The following is a 24,188-nucleotide window of genomic DNA, read 5'->3' as shown; positions in this document are numbered from 1 at the left end:
GGCGCGGCCGCGTACGGAAGGGTCAGGCGGAGGTGGTGACGCGGTCGGCGGGCGGGAGGCCGAGCTGGTCCGTGGGGACCTTGTGCGTCTCGCGCGCCGTGGCCACGGCCACCGCGCTGATCGCGCAGAGGATGGCGGTGAAGATGCCGACGCCGACCCAGCCCTGCAGGCCGAGCCAGCCTCCGGGGGAGACGATGCCGGCCGCCGAGGCGACGGCGAAGCCGGCGACGGCGAAGCCGATCTGGGTGCCGATGGCCATACCCGACAGCCGCACCTTGGTGGTGAACATCTCCCCGTAGAGCGAGGGCCAGATGCCGTTGGAGGCGCTGTAGACGACGCCGAGGGTGAGGATGCCGACCAGGAAGATCATCGGGTAGCTGCCGGAGTTGATCGCCGCCAGGTAGGCGAAGATCATGATCGGGCTGCCGACGGCTCCGATGAGGAACACGGGCTTGCGCCCGATCCGGTCCGACAGCATGGCCCACAGCGGGATGGCCAGCAGTGCGGCGGTGTTGGCCACGGTGCTCACCCAGAGCATGGTGGCCCGGTCCAGGCCGACGTTCTCGACGGCGTAGTTGAGCGCCCACACGGTGAAGATGGTGCTGACCGTCGCGATCAGCGCCGCGCACACCACCCGTACCACGCTCGCCCAGTGGTCGCGGAAGAGCAGCGACAGCGGCATCCGCGGCACCGTGCCCTGGGCCACCTCGCGCTCGAACGCCGGCGTCTCCTCCAGCTTGCGCCGGATCACCCAGCCGACCACGGCCACGATCACGCTCATCCAGAACGGCACCCGCCAGCCCCAGGACAGCAACTGCTCCTCGGGCATGGCCGCCACCGGGATGAACACGACGGTGGCCAGGATCTGCCCGAACTGCGTGCCGTTGAGCGTGAAGCTGGTGTAGTAGCCGCGCCGGTGCTCGGGGGCGTGTTCCAGGGTCATGGAGTTGGCGCTGGCCTGCTCCCCGGCGGCCGACAGGCCCTGCATGATGCGCAGCACGACCAGCAGCACCGGGGCGAGGTCGCCGATCTGGTCGCGGCTCGGCAGGCAGCCGATGAGGAACGTCGACACGCCCATGAGCACGAGCGTGAACACCATGATGCGCTTGCGGCCGAACCTGTCGCCGACGTGACCGAGGATGAACGCGCCCACGGGCCTGGCGGCGTAGGCGACGCCGAAGCTGGCCAGCGACTGCAGGGTCGCCGTGGTGGGATCGGACTCGTCGAAGAACACCTTGGAGAAGATGAGGGCGGCGGCGCTGCCGTAGATGAAGAAGTCGTAGTACTCCAGCGCACTGCCTATCCAGGCCGCGACGGCCGCTTTGCGCGGCGTGCCCTGGCGGGCGCCGGGGGGTTGGTCGGTCACGATGGCTCCCTGTTGGTGCGGCGTCGTCAGTGTGGACCGTGCCCCCGTCCGGGCCCCGCACTTGTTACGAACTAGATAGTTAATTGCTCGCCATGCTCCTGTGACCGCGATCTCATGTCAAGAGTCTCTTCACGGGACGGCTCCGGAGATGTTATGACTAACTCACTAGTTCGTACATAACTCATGAGGGTGAGCATGACCTCCTACCTGATCGGGCTCATCGGCTCCGGCATCGGGCCGTCACTCAGCCCCGCCCTGCACGAGCGGGAGGCGGTCCGGCTCGGCATCCCGTACGTCTACCGCCTGATCGAGGCGGCCGACGCCGCCGAGGTGGGGGAGCTGGTCCGCGCCGCGCGGCGGTTCGGCTTCGACGGGCTGAACATCACCCATCCCTGCAAGCGGGCCGTGCTCCCGCACCTGGACGAGCTGTCGGCGGACGCGGCCACGCTGGGCGCGGTCAACACGGTGGTGTTCGACGGCGAGCGCGCCGTCGGGCACAACACCGACTGGACCGGCTTCGCCGAGTCGTTCGCGCGCGACCTGCCCGGCGCGCCCACCCGCCGGGTGACGCAGCTCGGCGCGGGCGGCGCCGGGGCGGCGGTCGCGCACGCGCTGCTCACGCTGGGCGCGGGCGAGCTGACGGTGGTGGACGCCGAGCCCGGCCGGGCCCGGGCGCTGGCGGGGGAGCTGGCCGAGCGGTTCGGCGCGGGCCGGGCGCGCCCGGCGGCCCCGGACGACCTGCCGGAGCTGCTGCCGGACGCCGACGGGCTGGTGCACGCCACCCCCACCGGCATGGCGGGGCACCCCGGCCTGCCGCTGCCCGCCGCCCTGCTCCGCCCGGACCTGTGGGTGGCCGACATCGTCTACCGGCCGCTGGAGACCGAGCTGCTGCGCCAGGCCCGAGCCCTGGGCTGCCGCACCCTCCACGGCGGCGGCATGGTCGTCTTCCAGGCGGCCCACGCCTTCCACCTGTTCACGGGCAGGAAACCGGACGCGGAGCGGATGCTCGCCCACCTGACCGAACTCGTCACCGCCTGACAGGAGGACGCCATGCGCAAGTCCATCGCGACCGTGTCGGTGAGCGGCACGCTGACCGAGAAGCTGGAGGCGATCGCCGCGGCCGGCTTCGACGGGGTGGAGGTGTTCGAGAACGACCTCGTCGCCTGCCCGCTGCCGCCCGAGGAGATCCGCCTGCGGGCGGACGACCTGGGGCTGGGCATCGACATGTACCAGCCGCTGCGCGACTTCGAGGCGGTGCCCGACGACGTGCTCAAGGGCAACCTGCGCCGCGCCGAGTACACGTTCGAGCTGATGAACCGGCTCGGCGCGGACACGCTGCTGGTCTGCTCGAACGTCTCCCCGGACGCCCGGCCCGACGACGAGCTGGCCGCCGCCCAGCTCCGCCTGCTCGCCGAGCGAGCCGCCGGGCACGGCATCCGGGTCGCCTACGAGGCGCTCGCCTGGGGACGGCACGTCAGCGAGTATCTGCACGCCTGGCGGATCGTGCGGACGGCCGACCATCCCGCGCTCGGCGTCTGCCTGGACAGCTTCCACATCCTGTCGCGCGGCTCCGACCCCATCGGCATCGAGGCGATCCCGGGGGAGAAGGTGTTCTTCCTGCAGCTCGCCGACGCGCCCCGGCTGGCCATGGACGTGCTGCAGTGGAGCCGCCACTACCGCTGCTTCCCCGGCCAGGGCGGCTTCGACGTGACGGGCCTGGTACGGCACGTGCTGGCCACCGGGTACGCGGGACCGCTGTCGCTGGAGGTGTTCAACGACGTCTTCCGGCAGTCCGACGCCCGCCGGACCGCGCTGGACGCGATGCGGTCGCTGATCGCGCTGGAGGAGGCGCTGACGCCGGACGGGGTGCCGCCGGTGGTGCCGTCCGGGTTCGCCTTCGCCGAGCTGGCCACCGAGGGCTCCGCCGAGCTCTCCGGGATCCTGTCGGCCCTCGGCTTCGCCCGTACCGGCACGCATCGGACGAAACCGGTCGAGCTCTGGGAGCAGGGCGGCGCCCGCGTCCTCCTCAACGCGGCCCCAGCGGAATCGGCCGACGAGGAGCCGGCGCTGGTGGCGATCGGGCTGGAGACGCCCGACCCGGCCGCTTCGGTGAAACGGGCCGGGAAACTGCTCGCGCCGGTGCTGCCGCGCGAGCGCGCGCCCCGCGACGCGCCGCTGGACGCCATCGCCGCCCCCGACGGGACCGCGCTGTTCTTCTGCCGCACCGGCCACGCCGACCACCCCGACTGGACGGCCGACTTCCCCCGTACGGAGCCCGTACCGGAAGGGGACGTGACCGGGATCGACCACGTCGCGCTCACCCAGCCCTGGCAGCACTTCGACGAGGCGTCGCTGTTCTACCGCGGCGTGCTCGGGCTGCGCCCCCAGGAGAGCCTGGAGGTCGCCGACCCGTACGGCCTGCTGCGCAGCCGCGCCATGGCCGGCGGCGGCACCCGCCTGGTCGTCAACATCGCCAGGACGGTCGCCCGCCAGGCGTCCCGGCAGCACGTCGCGTTCGCCGTCCGCGACCTGCGGGCGCTCGCCCGGCGGCTGCGCGCGGCCCATCCCGGCCTGCTGCTGCCCATCCCGGCCAACTACTACGACAACCTGGAGGCCCGGTACGGGACGGACCCGGAGATCAGGGAGCTGGGGCTGCTGTACGACAGGGACGAGGAGGGCGAGTTCCTGCACCTGTACACGGTGACGGCGGGCCGGGTGTTCTTCGAGCTGGTGCAGCGGATCGGCGGCTACGACGGGTACGGCGCCGCCAACGCGGCCGTCCGGCTGGCCGTGCAGCACGCCGAGCGGTCATAGGATGAGGCGTATCGTCCCCGCCGTCCCGTGGAGTCACATGACCTCGCAGCCAGCCACCGGTGAGCGACGGCGCGATGCCGACCGCACCAGGGCGGAGATCCTCGAGGTCGCCCAGCGGGAGTTCGCCAGGCGCGGCTACGCGGGGGCGCGGGTCGACGAGATCGCCGAGCTGATGCGCACCACCAAGCGCATGATCTACTACTACTTCGGCAGCAAGGAGAAGCTCTACATCGCCGTCCTGGAGAAGGCCTACTCCGAGGTCCGCGCCGCCGAGCGCGACCTCGACGTGGAGCACCTGGCGCCGGTCGAGGCGATCCGCACGCTCGCGCAGCTGACCTTCGACCACCACGAGGCCCACCGCGACTTCATCAAGCTCGTCGCGATCGAGAACATCCACGGGGCCGAGCACATACGCAAGTCGCAGGCCCTGGCCAACCTCGGCACGCCCGTGCTCGGCGTCATCGAGCGCATCCTGGAGGCGGGCCGGGCCAGCGGCGACTTCGACACCGAGGCCGACGCCGTCGACGTGCACATGATGATCAGCGCGTTCTGCTTCTTCCGGGTGGCCAACCAGCACACGTTCGGCGCGCTGTTCGGGCGCGACATGGCCGCGCCCGAACACCGCGACCGGCTGCGCCGCATGGTGGGCGAGATGACCGTCGCCTACCTGCGCGGCGGTCACAAACCGTAGGCCTCCAGCAGCCGCAGCCACACCTCGCTCACCGTCGGGAACGACGGCACGGCGTGCCAGAGCCGCTCCAGCGGCACCTCGCCGGTCACCGCGACGGTCGCCGAGTGCAGCAGCTCGGCCGTGCCCGGCCCGGCGAACGTGACGCCCAGCAGCACCTTGCGGTCCTCGTCCACCACCGCCTTGGCCCGGCCGCGGTAGCCGTCGCCGAGCAGGTAGGCGCCGGACACGTCCGCGAGATCGTACTCGACCGCCCGCACCCGGAACCCGGCCTCGCGCGCGGCCGACTCGGTGCGCCCGACCGAGCAGATCTGCGGGTCGGTGAACACCACCTGCGGCGGCCCGAACCCGTCGGCGACCGCGCGCATCCCCGGCAGGTCGTCGGCCTCGCCCCTGGCCCGGGCCGCGATGACGTCACCGCACGCCCGCGCCTGGTACTTGCCCATGTGGGTGAGCAGGTTGCGCCCGTTGACGTCGCCCACCGCGTACAGCCAGCCGCCGTCCACGCCGGTGGCGCGCAGGCTGTCGTCCACCTCGACCGGCCGGTCCGCCGGCAGCCCGACGCTCTCCAGCCCCAGCCCCTTGGTGGCGGGTCTGCGGCCGGTCGCGACCAGCACCTCGTCGGCCTCGATCGGCGGGCCCTCCGGCAGGTGGACGGTCACCTTGCCGCCCGGCTCCGGCCGCTCCACCCGCTCCGCCGAGGTGTGCGGCCGCACGTCGATCCCGGCGGCCGCGAACGACTCGGCCAGCAGCTCACCCGCGAACGGCTCCATCCGCTCCAGCAGCCCTCCGCCGCGCACCAGCATCGTCGTCTGCCTGGCGCCCAGCCCGTGCATGGCCTGCGCCATCTCGCAGCCGACCACACCGCCGCCGATCACCGCGAGCCGGTCGGGCACCGAGGAGGCGGCGGTCACCTCGTGGCTGGTCCACGGCTCCGCCTCCCTCAGCCCCGGCACCGGCGGCACCGAGGCGACGCTGCCGGTCGCCAGCACCACGGCGTGGCGGGCGGTCAGCACCCGCTCGCCGCCGTCCGGGGTGTCGACGACGACCCGGCGCGGGCCGTCGAGCCTGCCGCGCCCGCGCACGAACGTGGCGGGCACGCTCTCGATCCACCCCACCTGGCCGGCGTCGTCGTAGCGGCTGACCGCCTCGTCGCGGCGGGCCAGCACCGCCCGCGTGTCGATCGGCCCCACCTCCAGGCCCGGCACCCGGGACACGTCGGCGGCCAGCTCGACCGGGCGCAGCAGCGCCTTGCTCGGGATGCACGCCCAGTAGGAACACTCGCCGCCCGCCAGCCGCTCCTCCACGACCGCGGCCGACAGCCCGCCGCGCACCGCCCGCTGGGCGACGTTCTCACCGGCCGGGCCTGCTCCGATCACGATGACGTCGAACTCGTCGGACACGGTTACCTCCCGGATGGCGTTTCCCCTGGGGGCAGTCTGCCAGTCGATCAGCGCCCGCTCCAGAGCCCTCACCGAGCGGCGGAACCGGTCACGAACCGGTCGAGGGCACCGCCTTCACCCAGGTTCTGTCGTCGGTCAGGAACCGGTCCAGCCGCAGCCCCGCCGCCTCAAGGGCGGCCGCCAGCTGGTCGTCCGACAGCCGTCGCGAGGTGAACGACTGCGTCCACTCGTGCTCCCCGCACACGGACCGCATGGTGGCGTTGACCACGCCGGGAGCGACCTCCTCCAGCGCCGACATCTCGATCCGCATGTCGCCCTCGGTGCGGCCGCGGCCGACCTCCCAGGCGTCGTGCCGCTCCGGCGGCGTCCACTGGATCAGCACCGCCCCGTCCCCGGCCACGTGCCGCGCGCACGCCTCCAGCAGGCCGTGCCGTCCCTCCTCGTCGGCGGTGTGCACGAGGTTCGAGGCCATCAGCACCCCGTCGAAGCGCCGCCCCAGCCGCAGGTCCTGGATACGGGTGCACACGGTCTCCGCGCCGCGCACCTCGGCCAGCATCTCGGCCGACTCGTCGACGGCGACCACCTCGTAGCCGCGTTCGATCAGGGCGTGCGTCACCCGCCCCACGCCCGCCCCCAGGTCGAGCACCGACCCGCCGGCCGGCACCTGGCCGGCCACGACGTCCGGCTCCTCGCGCGGCTTGATCCTCTTGTAGACCTCGACGGAGGAACCGTCGGGGGTGATGGCCCCGGACCCGGTCCCGCTGTTCGGAGTGATCTTCATGCGTTCGACACTAATCCCGGAAGGACGCGCCGTCAGTCGCCGAACCGGGACAATTTCCCGTGCCGCCGGGCATACCGCAGCGCCCACCCGAACAGCGCCAGCGTCGCCGCCACGTAGACCACGTTCAGCCCCGCCGCCCACGCCATCCGGTCCCACGGCACCGCGCCGCCCGCCATGACCGTGCGCATCCCCTCGAACACGTGGGACGCGGGCGTGAACCAGGCCACCACCCGCAGCGGCTCAGGCAGCACCGAGACCGGATAGAAGATCCCCGCCAGCGGCTGCACCACGAACACCAGCGACCAGGCGATCACCTGCGCGTTCTCGCCGAACCTGAGCACCGCCGAGATGCCGACCAGCCCGAGCGACCAGCCGAACACCAGCAGCACCCCCATGAACGGCACCAGCCCCACGCCCAGGGTCATCACCCCGAACCCGTACAGCGCGTACGCCAGCCCCGCCATGACCATGACCGCGACCGCCACCTTGCCCAGCGCGAACAGCATCAGCCCGGTCACGTACTCCACGCTGGACAACGGGCTGACCTGGACGTTCAGCAGATTCCTGGACCAGATGTCCTCCAGGAAGGCGATGGAGATCTCGTTGCTGGCCTTCTGCAGCACCTGCCACAGCAGCACCGCGCCGAGCAGGAACGTGACCACGAACGGCACCCGCTGCGACTGCAGGAAAAGCGTCACGAACCCCCACAGCACCAGCTCGACCGTCGGCCAGAACAGGATCTCGAACATCCTGATCGGGCTGCGCCGCAACGCCGCGAAGTCGCGCCGCACCACGCCGAGGATCCGCTGCCGCCGGGCGGCCGCCCCGAGCGGGGGCAGCGTCAGAGTCGTCATCCGCGCGCCACCTTCAGGAACACCTCTTCCAGGTCCACGGCCCCGTAATGACCGGCCAGCTCCGCGGCCGTCCCCGCGGCGACGATCCGCCCGGCCGCCATGAAGCAGATGCGGTCGCACATCCGCTCCACCTCGCGCATGTTGTGCGAGGTGATCAGCATCGCGCTGCCGTTCTCCCTGGCCACCCGCGACAGCAGGCCGCGGATGCGGTCGCCCGCGTCGGGGTCGAGGTTGGCCGTCGGCTCGTCGAGCACCAGCAGCCGGGGCGCGTTCAGCAGCGCCTTGGCCAGCTGCACCCGGGTGCGCTGGCCGGACGACAGGTCCATCATCCGCCGCCCGCGCAGCGGCCCCAGCTCCAGCAGCTCGATCATCTCCGCCACCCGCGCCTTCGGCCGCCGCACCGCGTAGAGGCGGGCGAACGCGTCCAGCACCTCGTGCACCAGCAGCGGCCCAGGGAGGTCCACGTAGCTGGCGGCGAAGTTGACCTGGCTGAGCACCTCGACGCGGTGCCGCGCCAGATCCAGCCCGAAGACCCGCACCTGGCCCGCGTCGGGAGTGATCAGCCCCAGCAGCATGTGGAGCGTCGTCGACTTGCCCGCCCCGTTGAGGCCCAGCAGCCCCACGACCTCGCCGTGGCCTACGCCGAAACTCACCTCGTCGACCGCGGTGACCGGGCCGAACCGCTTGACCAGCTTGATCGCCTCGAGGATGGCCACCGCTTCAGCGTGCTGCCCCGGCGTGAGTCACCGCAACGGGTTTTCCTCCAGCATGGCCAGCAGGTCCCACTCGTTCTCGCACACCCGCCGCCCGATCGCCGCCAGCTCCACCGACCGCGACTCGCCGGTGAGATGCCGCCTGGCCTGCACGACGCAGATGACGCCCCACTTGAGCACCCCGAACGTCTCCCACCAGCGCAGCGCCTCCCGGTCCACCGGGTGTCCCGACGCCTTCTCGTACGAGGTCACGAGGTCGTCGTAGGACCCGAAACCGCCCACCGGCAGCGGCGACCCGAACCGCCACGCCTTGACGCACAGCCAGCCGAGGTCCTCCAGCGGGTCGCCGGCGTGCGCCAGCTCCCAGTCGAGCACCGCCCTGACGCCCTCGGGCCCGACGATCAGGTTGCCGTTGCGGAAGTCGCCGTGCACCACGGTCCGCCGGCCGCGCTCCGGCCGCGCCGCCGCCAGGCGCCGCAGGGCCAGCTCGAAGACCGGATGCGGCTCCCCGGCCGCATCCAGCGCAGCCCGCCACTGCTCCAGCGGATCGTCGCTTCCGTCATCGGCCTGGGGGAGCGCGGACAGCGGCATCCGGTGGATCGCCGCCAGCGCCTCACCGCACTGCGCGGCCAGCCGCGGCCTCGCCTCGCGGAAGGCGTCGTCCCGCAGGATCCGCCGCGGGATCGTCTCACCCTCGATCCGCTCCATGAGCACGTACGAATCAGCCGCCGCCACCACGCCGGGCACCGGCACCCCGGCCTCCCGCGCGGCCCGCATCAACCCCGCCTCGGCCGCCAGCCCGGCGCCCAGCCCGCCCTCGGCCCCCGACCGCAGGATCAGCGGATGACGTACCCCGTCAGGCGTGACCACGTCCAGCGCCCACGTCTCCCGCGACGCCCCGCCCGGCAGCCGCACCCGCCCCTCGACCGAGGCCCCGCCGCCGAAGGCCTCCCGCACCACCGCGTCGACGTCGGTCACCGGAGCCCGAACTCCCAGTTGCCGCCGCCCGCGTACTCGCCGAGTATCCGCCGCCCCACCGAGTCGATGTGCACCTCGTCCGGCCCGTCGTAGATCCGCCCGGCCCGCGCGTGCCGGTACATCCGGTCCAGCGGCGTGTCCGGAGTCAGCCCCGCCGCCCCGTGCACCTGGATTGCCCGGTCGATCACGTTGTGCAGCATCCGCGCCCCGACCACCTTGATCGCGCCGATCTCCACCCGCGCGTCGCCCCCGGCGTCGACCGCCTCCGCCGCCTGCAGCGTCAGCAGCCGCGCCGCCTGGATCTCCGCGTACGAGTCGAACACGTGCTGCCGCATCAGCTGCTTCTTCGCCAGCGGCTCGCCGAACGCCGTCCGCTCGTGCAACCGGCGGCACATCAGGTCGAACGCCCGCTGCGCCTGCCCCAGCCACCGCATGCAGTGGAAGATCCGCCCCGGCCCGAGCCGCTTCTGCGCGATCACGAACCCGTGCCCGCGCGGCCCGAGCAGGTTGGCCGCGGGCACCCGCACGTCCTCGTACCGCACCTCGCAGTGCGACCCGTTCAGCCCGAGCACCGGCGTCTCCCGGACGATCGTGTAACCGGGCGTGTCCGTCGGCACCAGGATCATCGAGAACGCCAGGTGCGGCGGCGCGTCCTCCTCGGTCCGGCACATCACGGTCGTGTACGCCGCCTGCGACGCGCCCGTGGTGAACCACTTGTGCCCGCTGACCACCCACTCGTCGCCGTCGAGCACCGCCCGCGTCGCGATCTGCGTCGGGTCGCTGCTCGACACCGCCGGCTCGGTCATCGCGAAACTCGGCGAGATCTCGGCCCGCACCAGCGGCGCCAGATACCGCTCCCGCTGCTCGGCGGTCCCGTGCTCGTACAGCATGAGCGAGTCCTGCAAGGTGTACGTGCCGAGCGCGAGCTGCCCGTACTCGCTGCGCCCCTGCACCTCGTTGACGTACACGTAGTCGAGGAACGGCAGCCCGCCGCCGCCCAGCTCCTTCGGGTGCCCGAGCGCCCAGAGCCCTTCCTTCTTCGCCTCCTCCTGCAGCTCGCGGAGCGCCTCCCGGCCGCCTTCCCCGATGGCGCGCTCCGCGGGCTCCACCCGCTCGGTCATGAACGCGTACACGGCATCCCGCAGCGGGCGGACCCTGTCAGGCACGGCGAAACTCATGCAAGGATCTCAACCGAAAACGACTGTCCGGTCAACGGAGAACAGCATGCACGACGCCCCGACATCTGCCCAGCTGGTCGCCGCGGTCCGTGAGTTCCTCGAAACGGACGTGCTCCCGGCGGCCGAGGGCCGGGTCCGCTTCCACACCAGGGTCGCCATCAACGTCCTCGCCATGGTCGAACGCGAGATCGACCTCGGCCCGTCCCAGGCCCTCGACCACGAGACCCGCCTGGCCGCCCTCGGCGTCGCCTCCGACGCCGAGCTCGCCGCCGCGATCCGCGAGGGCCGCCTCGACGACAACCCCATGCTGGCGCCCTTCCTGAAGGAGGCCGTACGCGCCAAACTCGCCGTCGCCAACCCTGACTACCGCTGAAATTTTCAGCCCGTACGAGCCTGCTTCGGAAAGCCCTTTCCCCAGCTCATCCCCTGGTAGGTTCGTCCACTTCGGCCCTTGACATCACGCCGTCATTGGCGTCGCCTTCCGCGGTCAGATACCGTCACCGGACGGAGCGCTCCCACCACCGGCCCCCTACCGGAACACGGAGACCGCACTATGTCCCACGCCGGACCCCGCCGCCTGGCGCGGCGCATCCTCGCGCTGCTCGCCGCCACGGTGACCCTCCTCGCCATGCCCCTGACCGGCACCGCCTCGGCGCACGGCTCGATCGTCGACCCCGCCTCCCGCAACTACGGCTGCTGGCTGCGCTGGGGCAGCGACTTCCAGAACCCCGCCATGCAGCAGCAGGACCCGATGTGCTGGCAGGCCTGGCAGGACAACACCAACGCGATGTGGAACTGGAACGGCCTCTACCGCGACAACGTCGGCGGCAACCACCAGGCCGCCGTCCCCAACGGCCAGCTCTGCAGCGCCGGCCGGACCCAGGACGGCCGCTACCGCTCCATGGACACCCCCGGCGCCTGGACCACGACGAACGTCGGCAGCTCGTTCAGCATGCGGCTGCACGACCAGGCCCGCCACGGCGCCGACTACATCAGGGTCTACATCACCCGCCAGGGCTACAACGCCACCACGACCCCGCTCGGCTGGGACCACCTGGAACTCGTCCGCGAGACACCCCGGTACGCGCCCGCCGAGAACTACCTGATCACCAGCCTGACCAAGGGCTCGCGCACCGGCCGCCACGTGATCTACACGATCTGGAAGGCGTCCCACATGGACCAGACGTACTACTTCTGCAGCGACGTCAACTTCACCTGACCCGTCGCCGTCTCCGCGAGCGGCCGCGCGCATGGACGCGCGGCCGCTCGATGTCTTGCCTCCATTCGACGCCCGGATCCGGTTCGAGCACGATGGGTTGCGCGGCGTTCCAGGCATCACACGGGTGGGCCACGCCGGAGGATTTCTGTGGAGGGCATGACATGTCGAGCGAGCGTCAGCCGAAGGCGGTCCGGCAGTTGCGTCTGGTTGTGGAGGCGGAGGATTACGAGGCTGCCGTCGCTTTCTATCGGGACGTGCTGGGGCTGCCGGAGCAGGCCGCCTTCTCCGGGGGTGACGGAGCCGAGGTGGTGATCCTGGAGGCGGGCCGGGCGACGCTGGAGATCGCCAATCCGGCGCAGAAGCGGATGATCGACGACGTGGAGGTGGGGCGGCAGGTGGCGCCCAAGTTCCGGGTCGCGTTCGAGGTGGACGACACGCGGGAGACCGTTGACCGTCTGACGTCCGGGGGAGCGGATGAGGTCGCGCCGCCGACCGTCACGCCGTGGCAGTCGCTGAACGCCCGCTTGGACGCGCCGGGTGGCATGCACATCACCGTGTTCCAGGAGCTGCAGAGCCTGGAGGAGCGGGAAGCGATGGACGGATTCGGCACCGGCACCTGACTGCGTCAAGCCTCGGCTTTCCCGGCCGGCTGGAATGGGTGCACGGGCCCGGTCCTTTTGACCTGCGCATTTGCGTCACGGCCGAAAAGATTGGCGCCGTTCCGCGAGGCTGGAAATTCTTGGGAGTGCAACCTCAGGCACCCGCCGAACACGGAGGGTGCCAGTCCCTGACTTTCAGGAGTTTCTCGATGCGTAGTTCCATCCGATCGACCATTGCCGCCGCGATCGCCCTGCCCCTTGTCTTCGCAGCGTCACCGGCGAGCGCGGCGACCAGCGAGAGCGCCGCCTACTGGAATGACCGGCCGGTCGCCAAGGCATGGTTCAACAGCGGAACTCACAACATGAGCAAGGGCCGTAACTCGTTCACGCTGAAGGTCGAAGAAGGAGCGACCGAGGCAGGGCTCTACTGGGAAAGGCCCAGCGTTTCCGGTAGCGGGCAGATCAGACGTCTCTACGGGTCCGGAAACGAGGTCTCGTTCTCGATCTCCGGGGCCGTCAGTCGTCGTGTACAGATCTGGTACCAGGTATGCGGAAAGATCAATGGGAAGAGTTACTGCGGACCCGGCCGCTTCGACTGGATTCAGTGACCGACGCGGTCGCGTGGCGCTGAGGAGCAACTCTTCCGTGGCTCCTGACCGGGACCGATCGGTCAGGAGCCTCTCAGTCCACCTGCGACGTGACAGACCCGGTGTCGAGCGTTCCAGGCCAACCCGGCCGCGACCAGGACGACGATGCTGATCAGGGCCAGCGACACCGTCGCCGACTCTCGCCCTGAGAGCTCCATCGTGTTCCGCAAGGTCTCGCCCGCGCCGTGGAAGGCGAACGCGGCCGCACCGCAACCGAAGACGAACCCCGCGACACCGACGAGCGCGGTGACGGTCTTGCCTGCGCGCACCGGCAGGAACCACGCGAGACCGGCACACAGCAAGCCGGTGAGGACGACATCGGCAACGGCGACGATCAGCACGGCGACGCTGAGCACGGCATCGTCCCCGTAGTGCTCGAAGTGCTCCCACGTCCCGCCGGCATCGGGGAGCCCGGCGACGCCGACCGCCGTGATGATCGCCATCAGCGCGGCAACACCCATGGGCTGCCACGCTTTCGGCCGCGCCGGGAGGATCTTGGTGTCGCGCTGCACGTGGACCTCGGCGGCGGGCTGTGCCCCTGGCATGGTCAGCGCTTCGGCGACGGTCGGCCTGCGCTGCGGGTCCTTGTCCAGCAACCGGGTGATCAGCTGCGTGAGCGGTCCGGCCCGTCGCGGCGCCGGGGCCTCCTCCAGCAGCACCGCGGCCAGCGTCGCCTCGTGGGTGTCGCGGCGGAACGGCGAGACGCCCTCGACGGCCTGGTAGAGGGTCACGCCGAGGGAGAACAGATCGCCGGCGGGAAGGCCGTCGGTGCCGCGCAACCGCTCGGGCGCCGTGTACTCGGCCGAGCCGATGAGCATCCCCGTGGCGGTCAGCGCGGTGTCGGTGTTGTGGATCGCGGTCCCGAAGTCGGTGAGCAGGACCTTCCCGTCCTCGGCGAGCATGACGTTGGCGGGTTTGATGTCGCGGTGCACGACACCTTCCCGGTGCGCCGCGCCGACGGCCGTCAGCAGGGCCGCGGCGACTTCGGCGGCCCTGCCCGCCGGAAGCGGTCCGTGCTCCGCGAGGTGCTCGCTCAGTGAGCGGCCGTCGACGAGTTCCATGACGATCCAAGGAAGGCCGCCGTCGACGACGACGTCGTGGACCGCGACGATGCCGTCGTACTTGCGCAACCGGGCGGCATTGCGGGCCTCGCGCGTGGCGCGCGCCAGCCGCTCGGCTCGTTCGTTCTCCGGCAGCCCTGCCGGCAGCCGCAGCTCCTTGATCGCGACGTCCACGTCGAGGGTCGTGTCGCGGGCCCGCCAGACCCGCCCGAAACCCCCGGACCCCAGTTCGGCGACCAGCCGGTAGCGCCCGCCGACCACGTCACCGGCCAGCCTCGAACTCATGACCGTCTCCCGCCATCGTGCTCGGCACGAACAGTTGATCAGAGTACAGCCACCGATATCGGTGCATGCCTGTTCGCTCTGTCCGGTGCGCTTATGCGAAGGCGACGGTCATCGCGTCTGTGGGCAATCGTCCGCGGTCGAGTTCGATGCCCGCTCCGGGACGTGCTGTAGTTCGTCGGCAGCGATCCGCTCTCACTCATCCACCAGAGCGGCCTTCTCCGTCGCGTTTACGGTTGGAGAGAGTCACCTTCATCTTCGACCACGAAGCTGCCCATTCCGGGCTCGGTGTAGATCAAGCCGTCCTCACGGAGCTTCTTGTAGACCTTCTGCGCGGTCACGTTGGCGATCTGAAACTCCGCGACCAGCTCCAACACGGTGGGAATCTTAGAGCCAGGAGGGTACGCGCCGTTCTGGATCCGACCTCGGATGATCTCGTACACCTGGCGCCACCTGGGGCGATTCGGCTTAAGCTCCACCACGGAGATCAGAATAGGTCGCCACAGATTGTGTTAGCGATCGGCTGCATGACATGGCGTACTACAGCATTACTGCACTACTGTCTCCTCGTGACGATTCGCATCCATGGCGTCACAGTTCGTCAACGAGACGAGAGGAGATCACCTGATGGATCTGTACGGCTGTCACCTCGAAGGGGTGTCGTTCAGCCGGGCCTGCGGCGGCAACCAGCAGGAGGAGGAGATGGACACCTGTGTCTTGATCGCGCCCATCCCGGGGGTGGAGGACGCTTACGCGGTGCGTGACTCGAAGAACCCGGATGCCGGGACGCTCCGGTTCACCGGTGACGAGCTTCGCGCCGCCGGCCTGTCCACGCTGTAGGGGTCACCCCCGTAAGACGGGCGGCCCTGCCTGATCGAAGCAAGCAGGGCCGCCCATCCCCGAACTTACCGGGAGAGCTCCATCATGCACTGGCACGCCTACCAATGGACCGGACCCGGAACGGAACGCGCCAACGAGGCCGACCGCCGCCCCACCTCACCCGAATTCCTCACTTCTCTGCTGCCGCCGATGCGCACCGGCGACTGGCTGCTCAAACACAGGTCGCGGATGGCGGCCACCTTCGAGGAAGTGGCCGCGGCGGTGGTCTGGATGGCCGACGAGTACGCCAAAGCCCGCACGGCGCTCCTGCCGCCCGAGCAGATCCCGGTCAACGAACGGCTGGACACTGCCCGCGACCTGCTGCCCCGGGGCGTGGATGTGCAGTGGGGCGAGTGGCTGCACGGCGGCCGGTTCGTCACCATCGGCGTGATCTGCTGCCCCAACCGGCATGCTCCCCACCCATGCCCGGCCCGTGGCCGGTCTTCATAATCGCTCGGAGGTCATGGTTGTCGAGTGACCAATGCATGGGACCTCACCCGCCGCCCCTTCGCGACTGCGGGATTGCCTCCTCACAGGAGATGCGCTCTGATCCGGGGTAGATCCCCGGTTCAGGGCTGCTGGTTGGCCTTGGATCTGGTGGCCGGAGATGACAGAGAGTTGCCCTCAACAGAAGCCTTCCCTCGCTGGGGAAGGCTTCCTTCTTTCCTCGGTAGCGACGCCGTATGGAGTTGAGGACAAGTAAGACGCCAAGCTTGTCACGCAACAGGAAGGTTGCACTCCGTCCCTACATGATCACTAAAGTGCCCCTTGTCGGGTGATCATGCAAAAGTTACGCTTTGCCCGTTTGCTATACAGCTCCGAGCCGAGCGAGTCAGACGGCCCATTGTCTGTCAGCCGGATGGGGTTGACGGTCGGCGTTTCTGGCGCCTCGTTGGGTTCGGAGTGTGACGGCGTATGCGCCGGAATTTGTCATGGGCTCGTTCGGCATGGCTTGTTTCACTCTTGCTCGCGGCTATGTTGCCAGGGCTGTTCACGCTCTCAGTTGACCCCGCCCAGGCCGATTCGCTCATTGCGGATACGAACAATGCTGAGCAAGCGGACGTAGTCGTACCGAAACAGATGATGGGTACGGCGGGCGTCCTGCCAGGTGTGGTGAATGGTGCGGTCACTCGTGCCGAGAACGACGCTGAGCCACATGAGGACAATCCGCAAGCGCCGGTGCGAGGCGCTTTGCCGTTGGAGGATCGGCTTCCCCGGGCACAAGAAAATGCCTCCTCCCGGGAACTGCCGTCCGGGGTCGTGCGTGCCGAGCAGCGCGAGCAGGCAGTCCTGGGCTGGCCACTGATCGACGACACTTATCCGGAACACGGCACACTCACGGGAACGGTGACGCCCCTCCTCACTGTCGAGGCGACCAGCATGGGTGGGGGCACCCAAGCCGATTTCGATTTCTACTACAACGTGTGCGAAGTGCTGGAAGAAGAGGAAGCCGGGAATCCGCCACCCTCCCCGGAGTGTTTCCAGTCGGGCAGGCAGCAGGGAAAGAACACCTGGCGTGTCCCGGCGGGCAGACTCAAGTGGGGTCAGCAATACGAATGGTGGGTGCGCGTCGTCGACCCCGCGTCCAACAGCTCAGATCAGAGCGACAGGCAGTCGTTCACCACCGGCCCTCGCCAGCCGTTGAACAGCTCCCTCCTGGGAGCGGGGGGAGACAAGGAGTTCTCCCCGGTTCCCGGGAATTACGCGACGACCGTAACAGACGCGCAGGTATCCGTAGCCGGCCCCCCTCTTGCCGTGACCCGGACATACAACAGCCTGGACACCCGGACCGATGGAATTTTCGGAGCGGGTTGGTCGACCGTCTGGGACATGAAGTTGGTGGAGGAACCCGACGGGCTCCTGGTTCACTATCCCGACGGCCGACGGCTGCGTTTCGCCGACAAGGGAGACGGCAGTTATCAACCGCCTCCTGGAATGCAGGCTCGGCTTGCCGAAGTGGACAGCGGTGGCTGGCGCCTCATGGACAAGTCGTCGACCAGCTTCTACTTCGATTCTTCCGGACGACTGCTGCGCATATCAGACGCACGAGGTCGTGAGCAGACCCTGGAGTACGGCGGTGACGGCAAAATGAGCCGTGCCACAGCCACAGGCGGACGGTCTCTGCACTTCACCTGGTCGGGCTCGCGCGTAGCGTCGGTCTCTACCGATCCGGTGGATGGTGTGAGCGCCACCTGGACCTATACCTACAGCGGCGACACACTCACATCGGTTTGCGCCCCGGTCGCCGCACCGAACTGTGCGACCTACTCCTACCAGGATGGATCGCGCTACAGGGGACTCGTCCGCGACTCCGACCCAGTCGGCTACTGGCGGCTTGGAGATGCCCAGTACGACCCGGCCGCCAACGAGGGCAGTGACGGTCGTTCCGGCGTCTACAAGAGCGTGACACCGGGCCGCCCCGGCGCCTTGGGCGGCAGCACGGATACTGCCGGCGGCTTCACCAAGTCGTATGTCCAACTACCGTTCTACCTGTTGTCGCGGCTCCAGGACCGAGTGTCCATCGAGGCCTGGTTCAAGACCTCGCAGAACGGCATCATCTTGTCCGCGGGTGAGTTCGGTTACGAGTTCGGGGCGACTGAGCCCGTCGTGTATGTCGGTACCGATGGACGACTCCGCGGTCAGATGGGTTTCGTCAGGAACAGTAGCGGATCGTGGCTGTACACGCCCGTCACGAGCCCGGGCCCGGTCAATGACGATCAGTGGCACCACGTCGTGCTGAACGTCGACGGGGCACGACAGCAGCTCTTCCTGGACGGCCAGTCCGTAGGCGTGCTCAACGGAACTCTTGAGCCTAACTTCCGAGCCGAGGCCTTCATCGGTAGTGGCGATCGCGCCAGCCGCTGGTCGATCGATACGCCCGGAGGCCCCAATACCTCCGGTGCCTTCGCCTTCAAGGGCTCGATCGATGAGTTCGCCATCTACGGCAAGCCCCTCACTGAAGCCGAAATTCAGGGGCACTACGCGGCTGGTGCCGTTGCGCCGAACAAGCTGAAGAAGATCACCCGGCCGTCGGGACGGGTCTGGGCGGAGAACACCTACGACACAGCCACTGACCGCCTCAAGATACACACCGACCACCACGGAGGGACGTGGCAGCTCGGCAAGCCGAGCTCGGACTGGACCACCAAGGTCGCCACTGTCAAAGTCACCGATCCGCGCAACGGCACGGTGACCCACGGATATGACGAATGGCGTGGAAACCGTATCGTTCATGAGATCGACCAGGAAAACTTCAAGGTCGAGTACAAGTACGACACCGGCGGCTTCTTGAGCAGGGTGACGGACCGGAACGGCAACGTCACCCGACAGTACAACGACAAACGCGGCAACGTGCTCAGCGTCAGGACCTGCAGGACCTCGAATACGTGTCACCGCGAATACGCCACCTATCACGTGGACGAGGATGACGAGTTCGATCCGCTGAACGACCGCCAACTCACTTATCGAGACGCGCGTTCGTCGGGCGAGACGGACAACAGATACCTCACGAAAATCGAGTACAACGAGTACGGCGAGCAGATCAAGGAAACGACCCCGCCCACTCCCGACTTCCCCAACGGCCGATCGATCTCGGTCACGTACACCGACGGGACCGAACCAGCCGTCAACGGCGGAACCGCTCCAGCAGGCCTGTTGAAGACCTGGACGGACCCGAAGAACAACACCTGGACGCTGCGCTACACGGCATCGGGCGATCTGGGGGAACAGACCGAGCCGACCGGCCTGGTAAGCCGGTTCGAGTACGACGCGCTCGGCCGCGTCAAGACGAGCAACCAGATCTCCCAGGCCCATCCCGGTGGTGTGAAGACCACCTTCACCTACGACCACCTCGGCCGGCCACTCACCCAAACGGGACCGGGGATCAAGAACGAGATCAGCAATGCGACCCATACCGCGCAGATCCGCTACACCTACGACCCGGACGGCAACAAGCTCACCGAGACCATCGCCGACCTGACGGGCGGCGACCCCGAGCGCACGACTACTTACACCTACGACGATCACAGTAACGGGGAGACCAGCACGGGTCCCGAAGGCGGTGTCGTCCGTAGCACCTGGAACAACCTCGGATTGGTGGACACCATCACCGACGAGGTCGGCTCGGTGTTCGGCCACACCTACACCAAGCGCGGAGAGCTGGCCACCCGCACCCTCAAGAACTGGACCGGCAGCCCCGTCAACCCGCAACCGGCCACCGAGATCCTGCTGGAATCACGCTCCTACGACGCCGGCGGCCGCCTCGCCGCCACCGTCCTCGCGACCGCCGCCAATGCGACGGGCCGTAAAACCTCGTACAAATACTTCGGCGACAACCTGCTCTCAGAAGTCATCGCGGACGGTGTCAAGCTCAACGGTTCGACCACCCCCAAGAACGTCGTCTTGGAGAAGAACACGTACGACGCGGCGGGCAACCGCACCAGCATGGTCACGGGCGGCGGCCTCACACACACCGACTACGCGTACGACGCGGCTGGCAGGCTCACCTCCACCATCCTCGACCCCGGCTCGCTCCCTACCTCCCTCAACAGACGGACCGTCTTCGAGTACGACGCCAACAACTTGACGACGAAGGAAACGCGCACGGGTGCCGGCAGCACCCGCGAAGAGATCGTCAGTTACGCGTACAACGCTGCGGGCATCAAGACGCGCCAGACGGTCGAGAACGGCGACCAGGACCTCATCACCACCTGGACCGTGGACGACCGCGGTCTGATCACGGCCGTCACCGATCCCCGCGGCAATGCGGACGGCGCGACGGCAGCGCACTTCACGACGGACAACCGCTACGACGCACTCGGCCGCCTCATCGAGGCCAAGGCGCCCGCCGTCCAGGTGGACAAGGCCGGCGCGGAAGCGACCAGTACGCGGCCGACGGTCCGCTCCGGGTACGACACGTCCGGCAACCAGACCCACCAGGTGGACGCCGAGGGCCGCACCCTCACCACGGCCTACGACAAGGCGAGCCGGGTTGTGGCGGTGACATCCCCCGCTTACACCCCGCCAGGTGGCACAGCGGTCACACCGAGCATCACTCATCAATATGACCCTGCGGGACGCCTCGTTAAGACCACCGACCCGCGCGGCTACGACACCACCCTCGAGTACGACGCCCTCGGCAACCTCGTACGCACGACCGACCCCGGCCCGTCAGGACCGGGCGGCGTGTCCGTCGCGGAGTACGACCTCATCGGTCAGCAACTGGCAGCCGTCGACCCCACGGGTGCCCGCGTCCAGGCGACCTACGACGACCTCGGCCGCAAGATCACCCAGACCGAGATCGAGCGCAGACCGAGCAACGCGGCCTACATCACCCAGTTCACCTACAACGACGCGAGCTTCCTGACCAAGGCAGTCGCTCCCGGCAACAAGACCACCTCGTACGTGGTCAACGCCGCCGGCGAGGTCACCTCAGCGACCGACCCCGCCAACAACACCACCACCAACACCTATGACCTGGCGGGTCGGCTGCTCCGCGTACGTGACGCCACTCTGAACGCCACCGCAACCAGCTACGACCTGGCCGGCCGCCCCATCGAGGTCAAATCTCTCAACGGCGACGGCGACACCTTGCGCACGATTGGCCTCGGCTACGACCCGGCCGGCAACGTGATCAGCGAGACCTCCGCCGAGCAGCACACCATCCGGCACGCCTATGACGCACTCAACCGGCTCACCAGCCTCACCGAACCGGTCAAGGCGAACGAAGAGATCGTCACGCGATTCGGCTACGACGCCACCGGCGCGCGGACCCGCCTGACCGACGGCCGCGGCAACGCCACCTGGACCACCTACAACAGCCTCGGCCTTGTCGAGCGCGTCATCGAACCGGCCACCGCCCAGCACCCGAACGAGGCCGACCGTACCTGGACCTACAGCTACGACCAGGCAGGCAACAACACGACGATCCTGCAGCCGGGCGGCGTCCGCATCGACCGCACGTACGACCACCTCGGCCGCCTCACGCAGGAGAACGGCTCAGGCGGCGGCTCCGCCACCGCTGAGCGCACCCTCGGCTACGACTCTGCCGACCGCCTGACGACCGCGGGCGACTACACGCTCGAGTACAACGACCGCGGCCTGCTCACCAAGATGACGCCGCCGACAGGCCAGCCCATCACCATGGCCTACGACGCCAACGGCAACCTCACCCAGCGAGTGGACGCCGCCGGCACCGCGAACTTCACCTGGGACCACGCCAACCGCGCCGCCACCGCGACCGACCCGGTCACCGGCCGCACCTGGACCTACGGCTACGACAAGGCCAACCGCGTCACCAGCCTGACCTCCACGAACCCGGCCAACACCCACTCCATCGGCTATGACGACATGGGCCGTGCCACGTCCCAAACCTTGAAGAGTGGCTCCGGCAGCGAGCTAGCGAAGATCACCTATGGGTGGGACCTCGACGACAACCTCACCACCAAGACCACATCAGGCTTGGCCGGGTCAGGCACGAACACCTACGGCTATGACCACGCCAACCGGCTCACTTCCTGGACAGCGCCCAACGGCACCACCACCGCCTACGAGTGGGACGCAGCTGGCAACCGCACCAAGGCCGGCGCCAAGACCTACACCTATGACGAACGCAACCGCCTGACCTCCGGCGACGGCACCGACTACACCTACACCCCACGCGGCACCCTCGCGAGCCAGACCAAGGCCGGCGTCACCACCCAGCTCACCTTCGACGCCTTCGACCGCCTGATCGCTGACGGCGACAGCCTCTACAGCTACGACGACTTCGATCGCGTGACCAGACGCATCCGCGGCACCAGCAACCAGACCTTCGTCTATTCCGGCCCCGGCAACGACCTGGCCGCCATCAGCACGAGCGGGACAGTTGACGCCAAATACGCCCGTGACGCCTTCGGCGCACTGCTCGGACTCCAGGAAGGGACCGACCCGGCAACCGCTGCCTTCAACGACCTCCACGGTGACCTGGTCGGCACGTTCACTGGGACCGGTATCGCGGGCTCCACTGCGTACGATCCCTTTGGAGAGATCACCGCTGAGACGGGTCTCAAAGCAGGCCTTGGCTATCAGGGCGAGTACACCGACCCGGACACCGGCAAGGTAAACATGCACGCCCGCTGGTACCAGCCTGGCACCGGCACCTTCGCCAGCCGCGACACGGCAACCCTCAACCCGAACCCGTCAGTACAGGCCAACCGCTACACCTACGCCAATGCCTCGCCGCTGACAGGCACGGACCCGACCGGCCACTCCACTGTCCAGAACTCCTTCGGAGGTCCGGGCGGCTGGGGCGACACTTCGCCGGGCTACTCGGGCAATCTCTGCGGCATATCCCAGGGCATTGACGTATGCGGTGGCAGCGGCGGGAGCGGCGGCCTGGCTGTCGGCTATTCGTATAGCGGGGGTGGGCCTATTGGATGCATCGGTATATACGGCCTAGAGCAGTGCAGCCCTCTCAACTTCGGTTTTGCGCTAGCTCTATCGGAAGCTGAACTAAAAAAGCGGAACATCCTCCCGAATGGAGATGCAGCGCCTAGGGGATTCTGGAGCGAGTCCAAGAATTTTCGCCATGGAATCTATAATGCGATTTACGCTGGCGCCTCTTCGGAGGAAATTGCCCAATTGTGGAAGGATTATAAAACAAAAGATCGGCCGCCAGCGGCGGCCGGTAAAAATATGGATCCGGATGATCCTGGATACGTGTTGTGGTGGGCTGGGATGCGTATTAAATTCCCTTCTCGTTCTGCAGCCATTAAATTTATGGTGGAAGAGGCAGGAAGAAATCCGAAGAGGCTCTGCCTCAGCCACACATGCATGGAAGATCCAGGTGCATGGCTTCTGCGGACGGAACGATATTTAGCAAACACCTACTGTGGCAAGCGTGATGACTGTGTCAAGGATGAAAAACGAGGAAAGGCTGAAATACAAGTAAAGCTACTCCTGACTTTCATGGGCGTTCCCCCGATTGTCGCCTTGTCGTGGAGTGGAGATCACGGCATAGAGAAGGCTAACAAGAAGAGCAGTAAGCCGCCATCGAAGGGAGGAGTTTATGTGCTGGTTGATAAGAAGGGGAAGCCAATATATGTGGGAGAGACCGGCGACTTCGAAGATCGTAGAGCGCAGCACGCGGAGTCTGAACGATGCAAGAAGGTGGGATGTAGGATGCTAATCCTCTTTCGAGTTCAGAACATTAACATCAGGAAAGGGATAGAGAATATCTTTCAATGGGGTGGAGATGCGATCGGGTACTGGAATTATGGCGTAGATGAGGTATGGCACCCGAAAGGTGGCAGAATGAAGGAAGGCTCTGCTGATTTCTTAAAAAGTAGAAAAAAAGCATTTGAGTGGCTTGGAAAAATAGGAATCGGTCTTCGCCAAGGAAGCGGGCGCCCAAACGCCATCTCTGCTCGTCGCGGGGGATCCGGGAGCGGTCTTTGGGGCTATTCCGGAAGCGGGGCTAGCTGGAGGACTCCTGGTCGGTGATGAGCGGAGGGTACTGTACAGAGGTTGGAGGCTTGAGGCACCACAGCGCTTAGTTGTGCTTATAGCGGCGCTCGAAAATATTCCGGTGGGACTGATCCTCCATAAGCGCCTTGGCGCGCCGTGCTTGCCGTTCTTCTTCACTATACGCACCGCGCCCACCTAGCGTTCCGAAGTAGAGCGCTGCCGTGTGGCTGCCGCCCCATCGAAACCTCCAGATCGGTCTCTTCACCAGGGCCCCGGTGATT

Annotated in this window: 19 protein-coding genes; 10 read left to right on the top strand and 9 right to left on the bottom strand. The window is 68.0% G+C overall.

Annotation, left to right across the window (positions count from 1 at the left end; translation table 11 throughout):
• Positions 1-22: 22 nt before the first annotated feature.
• Positions 23-1,366: an MFS transporter gene (locus ACIBF7_RS09355; protein ID WP_219544367.1), complete on the bottom strand. Its 1,344-nt coding sequence runs from the start codon at positions 1,364-1,366 to the stop codon at positions 23-25.
• Between the two features lie 195 nt (positions 1,367-1,561).
• On the opposite strand from ACIBF7_RS09355, the gene ACIBF7_RS09350 reads away from it, so the two are divergent.
• The 3 genes from ACIBF7_RS09350 to ACIBF7_RS09340 are packed head-to-tail and all read left to right on the top strand — an operon-like array spanning position 1,562 to position 4,871.
• Positions 1,562-2,404: a shikimate dehydrogenase gene (locus tag ACIBF7_RS09350; RefSeq protein ID WP_364235435.1), complete on the top strand. Its 843-nt coding sequence runs from the start codon at positions 1,562-1,564 to the stop codon at positions 2,402-2,404.
• A gap of 12 nt (positions 2,405-2,416) precedes the next feature.
• Positions 2,417-4,180, top strand: coding sequence for a bifunctional sugar phosphate isomerase/epimerase/4-hydroxyphenylpyruvate dioxygenase family protein (locus ACIBF7_RS09345; RefSeq protein WP_397196851.1), 1,764 nt, complete (start codon positions 2,417-2,419; stop codon positions 4,178-4,180).
• 37 nt (positions 4,181-4,217) lie between these two features.
• The gene (locus tag ACIBF7_RS09340; RefSeq protein ID WP_148032007.1) at positions 4,218-4,871 is read left to right on the top strand and encodes a TetR/AcrR family transcriptional regulator; all 654 of its coding nucleotides are present in this window, start codon (positions 4,218-4,220) and stop codon (positions 4,869-4,871) included.
• Here ACIBF7_RS09340 and ACIBF7_RS09335 read toward each other — a convergent pair.
• From ACIBF7_RS09335 to ACIBF7_RS09310, 6 genes are all read right to left on the bottom strand, one after another.
• Positions 4,859-6,271 carry an NAD(P)/FAD-dependent oxidoreductase gene (locus ACIBF7_RS09335; RefSeq protein ID WP_271277447.1) on the bottom strand — a complete coding sequence of 471 codons (1,413 nt, stop codon included), beginning with the start codon at positions 6,269-6,271 and terminating at the stop codon, positions 4,859-4,861. The genes ACIBF7_RS09340 and ACIBF7_RS09335 overlap by 13 nt on opposite strands.
• 88 nt (positions 6,272-6,359) lie before the next feature.
• Positions 6,360-7,052 carry a class I SAM-dependent methyltransferase gene (locus tag ACIBF7_RS09330; RefSeq protein ID WP_397196850.1) on the bottom strand — a complete coding sequence of 231 codons (693 nt, stop codon included), beginning with the start codon at positions 7,050-7,052 and terminating at the stop codon, positions 6,360-6,362.
• A 32-nt stretch (positions 7,053-7,084) separates the two neighbouring features.
• Entirely contained in the window at positions 7,085-7,906 is an 822-nt protein-coding gene (locus ACIBF7_RS09325) for an ABC transporter permease (protein WP_148032004.1), read from the bottom strand.
• The gene (locus tag ACIBF7_RS09320; protein ID WP_397196849.1) at positions 7,903-8,622 is read right to left on the bottom strand and encodes an ABC transporter ATP-binding protein; all 720 of its coding nucleotides are present in this window, start codon (positions 8,620-8,622) and stop codon (positions 7,903-7,905) included. Before ACIBF7_RS09320 ends, ACIBF7_RS09325 begins: the two co-directional genes overlap by 4 nt.
• Positions 8,623-8,649: 27 nt before the next feature.
• Positions 8,650-9,597: a phosphotransferase family protein gene (locus ACIBF7_RS09315; RefSeq protein WP_397196848.1), complete on the bottom strand. Its 948-nt coding sequence runs from the start codon at positions 9,595-9,597 to the stop codon at positions 8,650-8,652.
• On the bottom strand, positions 9,594-10,775 hold the full coding sequence (locus ACIBF7_RS09310; RefSeq protein ID WP_397196847.1) for an acyl-CoA dehydrogenase family protein: 1,182 nt from the start codon (positions 10,773-10,775) through the stop codon (positions 9,594-9,596). The genes ACIBF7_RS09315 and ACIBF7_RS09310 overlap by 4 nt, the downstream gene beginning before the upstream one ends.
• Before the next feature lie 46 nt (positions 10,776-10,821).
• On the opposite strand from ACIBF7_RS09310, the gene ACIBF7_RS09305 reads away from it, so the two are divergent.
• From ACIBF7_RS09305 to ACIBF7_RS09290, 4 genes are all read left to right on the top strand, one after another.
• Entirely contained in the window at positions 10,822-11,148 is a 327-nt protein-coding gene (locus ACIBF7_RS09305) for a DUF6285 domain-containing protein (protein ID WP_397196845.1), read from the top strand.
• Positions 11,149-11,328: 180 nt separating this feature from the next.
• The gene (locus ACIBF7_RS09300; RefSeq protein ID WP_397196844.1) at positions 11,329-11,994 is read left to right on the top strand and encodes a lytic polysaccharide monooxygenase; all 666 of its coding nucleotides are present in this window, start codon (positions 11,329-11,331) and stop codon (positions 11,992-11,994) included.
• A gap of 161 nt (positions 11,995-12,155) precedes the next feature.
• A complete protein-coding gene (locus ACIBF7_RS09295; RefSeq protein ID WP_397196843.1) occupies positions 12,156-12,614 on the top strand; it encodes a VOC family protein in 459 nt (152 codons plus the stop codon).
• A 188-nt stretch (positions 12,615-12,802) separates the two neighbouring features.
• Positions 12,803-13,201 (top strand): hypothetical protein, encoded by a 399-nt coding sequence (locus tag ACIBF7_RS09290; protein WP_397196842.1) that lies wholly within the window; start codon positions 12,803-12,805, stop codon positions 13,199-13,201.
• 62 nt (positions 13,202-13,263) lie between these two features.
• On the opposite strand, the gene ACIBF7_RS09285 is transcribed toward ACIBF7_RS09290, so the two are convergent.
• Both ACIBF7_RS09285 and ACIBF7_RS09280 read right to left on the bottom strand, forming a co-directional pair.
• Positions 13,264-14,586, bottom strand: coding sequence for a serine/threonine-protein kinase (locus ACIBF7_RS09285; RefSeq protein WP_397196841.1), 1,323 nt, complete (start codon positions 14,584-14,586; stop codon positions 13,264-13,266).
• Between the two features lie 227 nt (positions 14,587-14,813).
• Positions 14,814-15,026 carry a GntR family transcriptional regulator gene (locus ACIBF7_RS09280; RefSeq protein WP_397196840.1) on the bottom strand — a complete coding sequence of 71 codons (213 nt, stop codon included), beginning with the start codon at positions 15,024-15,026 and terminating at the stop codon, positions 14,814-14,816.
• A 142-nt stretch (positions 15,027-15,168) separates the two neighbouring features.
• On the opposite strand from ACIBF7_RS09280, the gene ACIBF7_RS09275 reads away from it, so the two are divergent.
• The 3 genes from ACIBF7_RS09275 to ACIBF7_RS09265 all read left to right on the top strand — a co-directional run bounded on the left by ACIBF7_RS09275 (position 15,169) and on the right by ACIBF7_RS09265 (position 23,943).
• Entirely contained in the window at positions 15,169-15,423 is a 255-nt protein-coding gene (locus ACIBF7_RS09275; RefSeq protein ID WP_397196839.1) for a DUF397 domain-containing protein, read from the top strand.
• Between the two features lie 84 nt (positions 15,424-15,507).
• Positions 15,508-15,912, top strand: a complete 405-nt coding sequence (locus ACIBF7_RS09270; RefSeq protein ID WP_397196838.1) for a hypothetical protein — start codon at positions 15,508-15,510, stop codon at positions 15,910-15,912.
• 525 nt (positions 15,913-16,437) lie between these two features.
• On the top strand, positions 16,438-23,943 hold the full coding sequence (locus tag ACIBF7_RS09265; protein WP_397196837.1) for a LamG-like jellyroll fold domain-containing protein: 7,506 nt from the start codon (positions 16,438-16,440) through the stop codon (positions 23,941-23,943).
• Positions 23,944-24,188: the final 245 nt, after the last annotated feature.

The organism is Nonomuraea sp. NPDC050478 (assembly GCF_044458265.1).
Taxonomy (GTDB): Bacteria; Actinomycetota; Actinomycetes; order Streptosporangiales; family Streptosporangiaceae; genus Nonomuraea; species Nonomuraea ferruginea.
The sequence above is the reverse complement of the archived record's forward strand: the minus strand, read 5'-3'. Positions and strand labels throughout refer to the sequence as shown.